This is a genomic window from Acinetobacter sp. Swhac1 (assembly GCF_013390985.1).
GTDB lineage: Bacteria > Pseudomonadota > Gammaproteobacteria > Pseudomonadales > Moraxellaceae > Acinetobacter > Acinetobacter towneri.
Genome location: NZ_JACASN010000046.1, coordinates 1 through 10,367, shown reverse-complemented (window position 1 = coordinate 10,367; position 10,367 = coordinate 1). Strand labels below are relative to the sequence as shown.

Here is a 10,367-nt window from a genome sequence, read left to right as displayed (position 1 = left end):
TTGTTTCAAAATCGGCTTTTTGGGCATTTTTGCATTTTTATGGTTTTATTAAGTGTCTGATATTTATATTAATATACAAGTGTATTGCGTATAATCGCCATTATGTTAAATAATTAAGGATAAAAGCTTTATTACTAAATAGAACAGTTGCTTAAAGCAGTATAGAGTTAAGTTTGCATTTTAATATCAAGTTGTCTTTCAGCACCGATAATCACCATACGAATCCCATTTTCAAAAATGTCATCCGCATTCATATTTTGTAAGGTATTCACTCCTTGGAGCATGAGTGGATATATAGTTGGATCGGCTTCGAATGGTGGGTCTGATCTTATTTCTTCTTGCTGCTCCTCAAGGACCCACCCAACAATAAACCTTCCTAATGTCATAAGTAATGCAACTGCTTCAACAGGAGAAAACCCAGCATGAGATAACAGCGCAACTTGGGCCTCAATCGTGTTGAAATGTCCTTGACTGGGGCTAGTTCTTGCATGTAGACGAGCACCATCACGGTAAGCTAGTAGTGCTCGACGAAAGCTTACAGAATTAGCGAGCAACCAATCTTGCCATGTCATCCCATCGATGGGTAAAGAAACTAAATGGTGTTCATTTATAATGGTTTCCGCCATTGCTTCCATTAACAAGGATTTATTCTTGAAATGCCAATATAGAGTTGGAGATTTAATACCCAATCGTTGAGCTAGCTTGCGTGTGGTTATTGAATCTATGCCTTCTTCATTCAACATATCCAATGCGGTACGCAGGACTATTTCACGTGTCAGACGTTGAGGTGCAATATCTTTTTTACTCATAAATCTATCACTGATAGGGAGTGTGTGAGAGAATATTAATTCTATCATTGCTAGAGAAGGCATTTGTGAAGAAATCATTGAGCGTGATTTTAATCACTATATTTCTGGATGCTGTTGGGATTGGTTTAATTATGCCGATCTTGCCTGAATTATTACGGTCATTGGCTGGAGCTGAAGCAGGCGGTGTTCACTATGGTGCTTTATTAGCTGTGTATGCTCTGATGCAGTTCATTTTTGCACCTATCCTTGGAGCGTTGAGTGACCGATTTGGACGTCGACCTGTATTAATTATTTCAATTGCTGGTGCAACGGCTGATTATCTCCTAATGGCTGCTGCTCCTTCTCTATTGTGGCTATATATTGGTCGTATTTTTGCGGGAATTACAGGTGCCAACATGGCTGTTGCAACAGCTTATGTTTCAGATATTACTCCAGCCCATGAGCGTGCAAAAAGGTTTGGTCTCCTTGGAGCTGTCTTTGGTATTGGGTTTATAGCGGGTCCGGTAATAGGTGGAGTTTTGGGTGAATGGAACTTACATGCACCGTTCTTTGCTGCTGCTTTTATGAATGGGATTAATTTAATAATGACAGCAGTCTTATTAAAAGAATCAAAACACAGCAATAAAATGACTGAGAAGGTTCAGGAGCAATCAATATTAAAGAAATTATCCTATTTGATCACTCAACCTAATATGGCTCCATTGCTTGGTATCTTTTTAATTATCACATTGGTTTCACAAGTCCCCGCAACTTTATGGGTTATCTATGGGCAGGATCGTTATGGCTGGAGTATATTTATTGCAGGTGTTTCCCTTGCTAGTTATGGAATATGCCATTCTATTGCACAGGCTTTTGCTATCGCCCCTATGGTAAAGAGGTTTGGAGAGAAAAATACGTTGTTATGTGGAATAGCTTGCGATGCAATTGGTTTACTTCTTTTATCTATTGCTGTTGAAGAATGGGTGCCTTTTGCGTTGTTACCATTGTTTGCCCTTGGTGGAGTAGCCGTTCCTGCTTTGCAAGCAATGATGTCCAGAGGTATTAGTGATGAAAGACAAGGTGAATTACAAGGGCTATTAAGCAGTTTTAATAGTCTGGGGGCTATAATTGGTCCTGTATTAGTTACTAGCCTCTATTTTATGACTCAGGCATCAGCTCCTGGAATGGTATGGGCATTAGCTGCAATACTTTATGTAATCACCCTACCCTTATTGCTTAAGTATCGCCTGAATAAATATTCTGGAGTTCCATAAAATATTTAATTTATTGGTTTAAAAACTAATGGATTCTATAGTTTATCTAAAATTAACATAATACACCTTATACGAAATGCGTTATAATTCCACTTAGAAATCAATGCTGTAGTTTCTAGTTGATAGCCCATCTTCCCCAAGGTGGGTTTTTTTTATGATTTTTCATGTTCCACGATCAATAAATAAACAATGTTCCACGGTTTTGATTAGTCTGATTAAATAGTCCTATCATCCATAGGGCTTGAAAAAACGGCTCCAGAAGCCCCTTTTTTCAGGTTCAGGCTCTACATGCTCTGGAACAGGTATTCGCTTATTCTCGAGTATCTCTGATTCTTTAGGTGGCATTGCTATCACTTCTGCTGCTGGTTCAGGCTGTACTGATCCAGAATATCCAGATTGAGTGGTATTGGGTTTTGGTGCTTCCAATAGGCGTTGCATCGTTTCAATCTGATTTTGATAAAAGGACTCCCTATCTTTAGCATCATCAAGCTGATTTTTTAGCATGTCTATCTGCTGTCTAAGCAGTAAAACTTCTGCCGAGTTTGGACTGTCTATTTTTACAGGTTCTTTTACATCCTGTTTTTTAGCAGGCTCTCCAAATACACGGATAGCTTCTGATAAATCAATTTTATTATCAGAATTTTTACTTAAAATTCCTTTGTTTATGTTGTTGTAAATTGTTTGTCTATTAATTCCATATAACTTTGATAACTCTATAACTGAAAGACTTTTCATGATGTAAAACTATGCCTAAACCTGTCAAAAGTGGATGTCTAATAGACTGTCTATTTTTACAATAGATTAATTTATCCTTTTACAAGTGTTTTGTCTAAATTTGCCTAAAATTAGGCATGGTTTGTCTAACTTATTAGCTGAAATCAAAAAAAACATGGATTTAATTTTTGTTCAAAAAACAGACAAATAGATTAATTTTAAAAATCAAAGAAGGGAACTTTCTGAAAAAAAGTTGGTAACTTTTTTTGCCTGAAAACAGATAAGAATCATAAAGATGCAAAGGGGGGTAAAAAAAGTTGGTAACTTTTGGGAAACTAGAAGGTAACTTAAATTGTTGATAGAGCAAAGAAAAACCCCAAAATGTCTTGCAACATTTTGGGGTTTCGCTTTATATTTAGCGGTACGCAGTTATTTGATGGTGGAACATCAAATAACGAAGATCATAAGGTTTGGCGACCGTTATGATTTCACACTAAGGCTTGTACCTGTCCGATTATTTTTACAGTTATGTGCAGTAATTACAAGTCCCAACCTGAAAAACTTCGTTATTGATATTTTTCGTGTCCATTAAATAAGCAATACTTTTGTATTTCGAGCTTTGCCTGCTTCTGCGTGCCCATTTTTTATGGTTGGCATGCGGTGCATGTGGAGGGAATAAGTGTCACTGGTGCATCGTAGCGATCGTCGAAAGGCGGAACCGTTACAGGGGAATCTCACATAAACGGAGCGTTGAGAGTAGTTGTATAGGTTGGTTAAGTTGCATGTTGGGGAAACCCTCGCAGAGATACTGCCATACTTCGACAAGGAGCGCGTGGGGGAAGGTGCAAGACCTTTAGTCCTTGTCTGCATAGTCAGCAAAACTATGTGCGGATACGACCGATGCGTGGCTCCGTCAGCCCGACTGGTAAATCGGCAATACTTAAGGGATGTGTCATTTTTTTAAGTGACCGCCCTTAGGGAGAGTATTGCCGAAACTCACTCAACGTTCACCATCAGCCCGAGCAAAGCGAGGGGTGTGGTGATCTTGAGTGAGTGAGAGCACTTAGCAGAATGCGTTTATTTATCTTAGACTTGTTGAAAATACTGTTTAAACGTAAAAAATAGAGTGTTACAGCTCGGTTAAGGTAATTTTGGTATTAATCCATATGGTTGTGTTTATAGTTGCTTAAAACGCAAAATAGAGCGTTTTAAAGATGAACGACTAAGCCTTTTCAGGCTTAGTCGTCATTTTTAAAAATGAATGCATGTGATTAATCTGCACCGACACCATTAAACAGAGCTATTTCTGTTTAATTCTCAGTTAAATTTCATAACATACAAAAATTTTTCCACGGATTACCAGTCCGCTTGCAGTCACCACAACTGCTATTTCTTTCACTAATCAAACACATAACCGGCTCAACCTTTCATTACTCATGTATACGCTTACGTTTTTATTCGCTCGAATATGCATGCTCCCGACTTAAAAGCCGCTTTACTCAATTGATCTCCCATCCTCTAAAACATCATTTTAATTTAACAGTCACCAACTAATAAAATTTAAAAAACAATATCTTAGCGAACTTCCCGTATTAGTCTTAATTGTCAATTTGATGCCCGACTTCTCGCTTTCGCTCAAGTCTTACTCGTTGCACTCGTCTCTTCCTTTGGCTCTTCATGGGGAGTTGTTCCAAGACCCCACTTACAGCCGACTAAAGACTCTTTAGAGTTACCGTGCTATCAAAATTTTCAGCAAAGCAACTATCAGTTTTCACTGTAGATGCCGTTACAGGCTTAAGCTATCCGACGAATCTTGCTTATGTATTCACAAGTACCCGATGTCCATGACCCTTTTAGAATCTGACATCTGACAGTTTTTCTCTGTCTTGATCGCCTTTCGGCTCACTTTTAATCGCCCACCTGTGCTGTGCCCATCCCAAAATCACTCATGAAAAAGGCAGTCATCTTAACGTCGAAATATTCCATTATTTCAACTCTGACTTCAATTAAAACAGGGTTGTGCTTTGTCACCAAAGCGCCCGTGTCTACGTCGCCCAACAACTTTAATCTTGTTCAATTTCTTGATTGGGTAGAAAAAGAGAATTTCACTCTTTAGCCCCCGTTGTAGCCGCACCAGCGAGGTTTCCCCAGCATGCAGCTTCACCGATCAGAACATGGTTAGTATTCCTAGCAGTTTGAAATAGTGAAAAAACGTCTCGGCAGCGGTAACTTGCCGAACATTTGGAACGCCAAAAAATAGGCGCAAAAATGGACAAACTACGCTAGACGTAATTTTTGAAAGTTAGAGGTATCTAACAAAGACAATATGCGAGTAGCCAAAAAAATATATGCTATCGCTGATCATGAAAGGACTCCGTTGGCGTACGGATAACGACCCGATGGTTCACTTTAAAGTTCTTACAAATGGTCTCTGCTAACTTAAAAGATGGTTTTTCTTTTATGCGCTACACGTTCAGAATCAGAAAAGCTTCAGAAGCAATCAGATGCGTTCACTATACCTGAAAAAGTGCCAAAATCAAATTTTGCAGGAACAACCATTTATAAACCTACATCTGCACCTAAAAAGGGACTGCTAAACGCAGTCAAAATCATTACAAAATAAGCACTCCGATAGAATTACCAAAAAAGCATAAAAATGCTAAAATTTTTCCGACAGAATTACCAAAAAAACTGGACTTTATAATGATCTATTACTGTGTCAAAACGAGCGAGTATTTAGCCGATATTTTGGATAAAGTCAGCCGCGAAACGCAGTATTATTTTCAGCTTGATGTGCCGCTTGATCGTGCTGAAAGCATCATTGAGAAGTTTCAAAAAAGGTATGATTTGAATCAAACTGCCAGACAAAGAAATTACCGTTTAAAGCAGAAACCAGTGGTGGATCTGATTGTTTTACTCAATCAAAGTCTGCTCAAAATTGAGAAGGTTCGACTCTGTTTATTGTGTACGGTTCCCGAGGAACTTCGAGAAAAAAAGCAAGATTGTTCGGATTTGTTGAGAGTTGCCTACGGACTCGATAAGTCCGATTTAGAACAGTTTGAATCGATTCAAGATCGTCAGAACCGGCTAATCTATCGTACCGCCATTCAGGTTGGAGAGAATAAGCAGTCTGCTCCAGTCTATGAGCTGGTTAACCTACCGTTTACGGTTGAACAGCGCAAACAGAAAGAAATTGATAGAACCACGGGTTGGACGTGGCGCATTCACAAGAAGTTTCTGGAACTTAAGAGTGAGCAACTGGTCGCTACCTTTAAGAAAGCCCAACAGATCAAGAGTCCTGATAAACAGGACAGTATGGTCATGGCTGAGTTGTCTCGGGTGGCGAAATTGGCGGGGTTTAGGGGCGTTCGGGAGGATGTGTTTAAGTTCAATAAGCAAGTTTTTCCGCTGTACTTCAAGTATCTGAACCGAAAGTCCAAGGTAGAACTGTCGGTGCCTTCGTATGAGCGGAAATCTAAGCGTCTGGTCAGTAATTTTCATGAAATGACAGCTTTTTTTGCGGATCTGCAAAAGTAGCTTTAAACCACAAAGATGGCCGTGATGGCGATCAATAACAGTGGGCATGCACTCAGCATGAATCTTTGGGTTTTGAGGTTGAGGTCCGTGTCATATTTTTTTGAATATTGCTTATATTTCAAGGTGAAGCTGAGGCTTGAGACAAAGCACCCGATCAGGAAACTCAGCATTAACGCTATGCGGTAAAAATCTATGCTGAGGTCCGTGCCTGCTGTAAATTTCTGGAATTGGTAGTAGTTGCTGCCCATGAGGAAAATCAGGCACAACAGCCCAAGCCCCATGGCGTTGTATTCCGGTTTTTTATTGCGATCTTGGTATAAAAATTTGCTGATGAGCATGCTTAAAGTAAGGAACAGTGGGATCAAAATGACCGTAATGCTGATCAATAAATTGCTGAATAGCCATGATTTAAGGTTTGGATTGTTTCTAAACTGATAGATATTCAAAAATGGGAAAAACACCGAGGGAAAGAAGTACATATAGGACAGCTTAAACGAGTTCATATTTTTAATTTTCATCATGTGGGATCAGAGTCCTGACTGTAACTAAGGTAGTTAGGTAGGTATTATGTGTGCTGTTAAGCTCTCAATTTTTCACATGATATAAGTACTTGATTTTAAATATTATTACATTTATGTATAAAAATAAAACTCAGACATTAACTTTTTTAAGTTATTGAAATTAAATAAAAAATCAAGAACACACATCATAGCTACCTTACAAGGTAGCTATGATGTGTGTTGAACAATACCTTATATGTAAAAAAGCCTTTATTTCCTGTGCTGTATAGCCCGACTTAGAATATGATTTATATGTAAGCTTTACTCAGGATTACGTCAATGTCAGCAGTAAATCTAATTAATGAAAATGACGATGAGAGAGAAATTGCTTGTCAGGCCGCTTGTGCACTTCGAGAAAGTTTTATTACTGCCTCTCAAAGTGGACCAGTTCTGTATGTTGAAAATGATACTGTTTTACTTAAGGAAGTCGGCGCTCCCCCAATTGTGATTAAACACCTAGCAGGTCGTAATCCTGAACTTGCTCAACGAGTAGCGAGTCGTGGAACTTTTAAAATTAAAAAATGTAAAGTAAGCCAAGATTGAAGCTAACTGGGACTTACAATTCAAATTTCGCATAAGAGATTTTATGTTAAATGTATTAATTAAACGTATAGTTTTTTAATAGAAATACAACCAAAATTTTGAACTATATTCCCCCTCTTTTAAAATCACCCCCAAGATACTTAATAAATTTTACGATACGACTAATAATACAGATAACATTGATAACGTATTTTTTATATAAAATTATATAAAACAATAAACTACTAAATTTTATGTATTAAAAAAAACTATTGAATTAGATTAGTTATGAAAAAAATCTCTTTTTATTTTTTAAATTGTAATATTTATTGCAATTCATTAAGTTTATATGCACCACTAAGTTTTTGAATTTTAATTTAATTCGCTATATCTTAAGGACATGTTTAACGATATGGAGTTAAGTGATGAGTGCAAAGCAAAGAGCAGCACGGTCAAGAAAAATAGCAAAGACTTATAAAGAACGTCGTCAAAATTTGTGGCCAGAATTAACTGATGATGACTTTTGGTCTAAAGATAATAAGGGATTTGTATGCATACCAAGATGTATGCCTATTATTATGCTGATAATGGACTATTTCTCTCCCAATAAGCCGTTATCTAAAACATATTTTTCTCTCTGGTGTCGCTGTTTTGATGAAATGCTTGTAAGAGCTGACAACCAAATTGTATTGGCGATGGAAGCAGGCTTTAGTGGTGAACGTCAGGTAACAACGTGGAAGTCGAGGGTAGATAAGCTTGAAGAACTAGGCTTTATTAAAAAGAAAAAAGGGTTTGATGGCGAAATGATCCTATTGCTAAATCCTTTTAAAATTATTCTTGGATTATTTGAATCTGAGAAAAACACACCATCTCTTCTGTTCTTAAAAGATGCTTTAGAAACAAGAGTTTTAGAAGTTGGATCTAATGACATCATTAATTTAAGAGATATTGAAGAGGATGAGGAATAAGTGGAAATATTATGGGAATTAATTGAAGAGAATCTGCGTCAATTAGATGCAGGAAAGAAGGCATCTCGAGCCCTAGTGGGGACGCTAACACCTACACAATTAAGTGTGTTGAATGAGAAACGTAGCAGTCTCGGTTTTCCATTAGTAAGTGGAGAAATGTTTTTCATCGGTAGTCATATTTATGATAGTCGGTGTAAAAGGGATAATTATTCTGTAGATGATGTCTTAGCTCAATTGAAAGGTGCTTTGAGTGATAGTTCAATCATTCAAATTAGAAGTGGGGGAAGGTCAACAATCTTACAAAGTACTGAATATAGAAAAGATGCTTATGAGAATGAATTTGTAATAGATGAAGTGATTTTTGAGTGTACTAGCAAGAATCCATTAATAGAAATTTATTCTGTAATTCCAAAAGGAGATAAAAACAAACCGCCAAAAAAATAAGGGATTGTTAAATTAACAATCCCTTTATGGACATTGCTTATAAGACAATGTCATATAGCATTCGCCTGGGTAGCATATATATCCAGCGCACCAACACTATATGTATATACTATAGCGTTAAAGTATATAAATTGCTAGTAACCTTACTTTTTCTTTTGTTTATATTCGTTTAATTTTTTTCCGCATTCAGAAGACTTATTCCGAGTACCATCTGATATAGCAGCTTTCATATTTTCTTTTTCATCTTTACGACCATCTGCATATCCTGCTTCATAGCCAACTGCTATACCTATTTCATAGACTTGCTGCATTAAGTCTGTAAGTTTTTTCTGTTGTTCTACAGGAGTAATATCATTCTGCTGTGGAGTTTTCATATTTAATTCTCGCTTTCTCTCTTAATGCATCACGCATTTCATTAGTGAACTTGAGCTTTGGTTTATTTTCAAAGTCTTTAGATTTCGTAGGTTTAGCCTTCTCTATCGCTTTAAATTGAATAATATTGTCAGTCATAACCATTCCATCTCAGAGATTAAGAAATTTGACAAAATACACATTACTTATATAATTTATATTTGTCAATATAAGTTATATAAGGTTTTAATAAATTGGCTAGATCACCATATAGAACAGATAATATTCAAGTTGAAGTTAAATCTGAAGTTCAAGTAACAAGATCGGATACCGCATCTGTAAGAAGAGCAATACAAGATATAAATAGACAAATTGATAACAGACGATCAAATATTGATGCAGTATTAAGAGATGCAAGGACTTTAGATACTTCATCTGTAACGCAATTAATAACAGAGCGTGAAAATCTAAATCAACTGCATGAAAGATCTCAAGAATTACAAAATCAGTTGATTTCTAATGTGCCATCATCTTCAGCCAGTCTTTCTACTCAAGAAAAAAGGGAAATAGCTGGTCTTTACCAATCAGGTTTATATACTCAGAAGCAGTTAGCTGATCAATATGGGGTTACGCAGTCTGCTATTAGCCAAAGCGTAAGGAATAATGAAGATTAATAATTTTTCCTAAAATTAGCATAATGCACGTTATACGAAGTTTTTTAGACAATAAAAAAGCCCGACATCCTGTCGGGCTTTTTCGTATTGGGTGTTTAGGTATAACTCCTGTCGTACCTCACGTCCTGGTGTTGCACTTATCATTATTGTTTTATGTGTTGGAACATCCTGTTCTCTATGTCCCCATCATATGAAAAATCCCCATACTGACATAGACGCAATGGTCCCTAATTCATGTCAGCCTGAGCGTACAACATTGCTCAAAACTTACCCCAAGGTTTATCCGCAGAAATTGCGGATAGTTTCGGGACTGGATGTATTGAGTTATCAGGGAAAAGTTGAAATTTGAGCGTTTTTTGATCGATTCTATTGGCTGAAAGTGACAAATTCGTTCAATAAAAAGCCGATTTGTTTCAAAATCGGCTTTTTGGGCATTTTTGCATTTTTATGGTTTTATTAAGTGTCTGATATTTATATTAATATACAAGTGTATTGCGTATAATCGCCATTATGTTAAATAATTAAGGATAAAAGC

The 10,367-nt window shown here is 36.9% G+C and carries 11 protein-coding genes; 6 read left to right on the top strand and 5 right to left on the bottom strand.

Translation table 11 applies throughout. The annotated features are described in order from the left end of the window. Positions 1–167: 167 nt before the first annotated feature. Positions 168–809, bottom strand: a complete 642-nt coding sequence (locus tag HX743_RS14795) for a TetR/AcrR family transcriptional regulator C-terminal domain-containing protein (protein WP_004787586.1) — start codon at positions 807–809, stop codon at positions 168–170. A 65-nt stretch (positions 810–874) separates the two neighbouring features. Here HX743_RS14795 and tet(39) point away from each other — a divergent pair, with 65 nt between their 5' ends. After that, positions 875–2,062: a tetracycline efflux MFS transporter Tet(39) gene (tet(39), locus tag HX743_RS14790; protein WP_004856455.1), complete on the top strand. Its 1,188-nt coding sequence runs from the start codon at positions 875–877 to the stop codon at positions 2,060–2,062. Positions 2,063–2,290: 228 nt separating this feature from the next. Here the strand turns inward: tet(39) and HX743_RS14785 are convergent, their stop codons facing one another. Then, positions 2,291–2,797 (bottom strand): plasmid replication DNA-binding protein, encoded by a 507-nt coding sequence (locus HX743_RS14785; RefSeq protein WP_087554376.1) that lies wholly within the window; start codon positions 2,795–2,797, stop codon positions 2,291–2,293. A gap of 2,682 nt (positions 2,798–5,479) precedes the next feature. Here HX743_RS14785 and HX743_RS14780 point away from each other — a divergent pair. Further along, positions 5,480–6,313 (top strand): hypothetical protein, encoded by an 834-nt coding sequence (locus HX743_RS14780; RefSeq protein ID WP_087554377.1) that lies wholly within the window; start codon positions 5,480–5,482, stop codon positions 6,311–6,313. A gap of 2 nt (positions 6,314–6,315) precedes the next feature. Here the strand turns inward: HX743_RS14780 and HX743_RS14775 are convergent, their stop codons facing one another. Continuing rightward, positions 6,316–6,834 (bottom strand): hypothetical protein, encoded by a 519-nt coding sequence (locus HX743_RS14775; protein ID WP_178319586.1) that lies wholly within the window; start codon positions 6,832–6,834, stop codon positions 6,316–6,318. Between the two features lie 318 nt (positions 6,835–7,152). On the opposite strand from HX743_RS14775, the gene HX743_RS14770 reads away from it, so the two are divergent. The 3 genes from HX743_RS14770 to HX743_RS14760 all read left to right on the top strand — a co-directional run bounded on the left by HX743_RS14770 (position 7,153) and on the right by HX743_RS14760 (position 8,807). Continuing rightward, complete coding sequence (locus HX743_RS14770; RefSeq protein ID WP_178319585.1) at positions 7,153–7,416, top strand: hypothetical protein; 264 nt, start codon at positions 7,153–7,155, stop codon at positions 7,414–7,416. 404 nt (positions 7,417–7,820) lie between these two features. Continuing rightward, positions 7,821–8,363 carry a hypothetical protein gene (locus HX743_RS14765; protein ID WP_178319584.1) on the top strand — a complete coding sequence of 181 codons (543 nt, stop codon included), beginning with the start codon at positions 7,821–7,823 and terminating at the stop codon, positions 8,361–8,363. After that, the gene (locus HX743_RS14760; RefSeq protein WP_178319583.1) at positions 8,364–8,807 is read left to right on the top strand and encodes a hypothetical protein; all 444 of its coding nucleotides are present in this window, start codon (positions 8,364–8,366) and stop codon (positions 8,805–8,807) included. Positions 8,808–8,950: 143 nt separating this feature from the next. On the opposite strand, the gene HX743_RS14755 is transcribed toward HX743_RS14760, so the two are convergent. Together HX743_RS14755 and HX743_RS14750 are read right to left on the bottom strand one after the other, a co-directional pair. Then, a complete protein-coding gene (locus HX743_RS14755; protein ID WP_178319582.1) occupies positions 8,951–9,181 on the bottom strand; it encodes a hypothetical protein in 231 nt (76 codons plus the stop codon). Then, positions 9,159–9,317 carry a hypothetical protein gene (locus HX743_RS14750; protein WP_178319581.1) on the bottom strand — a complete coding sequence of 53 codons (159 nt, stop codon included), beginning with the start codon at positions 9,315–9,317 and terminating at the stop codon, positions 9,159–9,161. Before HX743_RS14750 ends, HX743_RS14755 begins: the two co-directional genes overlap by 23 nt. A gap of 95 nt (positions 9,318–9,412) precedes the next feature. On the opposite strand from HX743_RS14750, the gene HX743_RS14745 reads away from it, so the two are divergent. After that, positions 9,413–9,832 carry a hypothetical protein gene (locus HX743_RS14745; protein WP_178319580.1) on the top strand — a complete coding sequence of 140 codons (420 nt, stop codon included), beginning with the start codon at positions 9,413–9,415 and terminating at the stop codon, positions 9,830–9,832. The last annotated feature ends 535 nt before the right edge of the window (positions 9,833–10,367 follow it).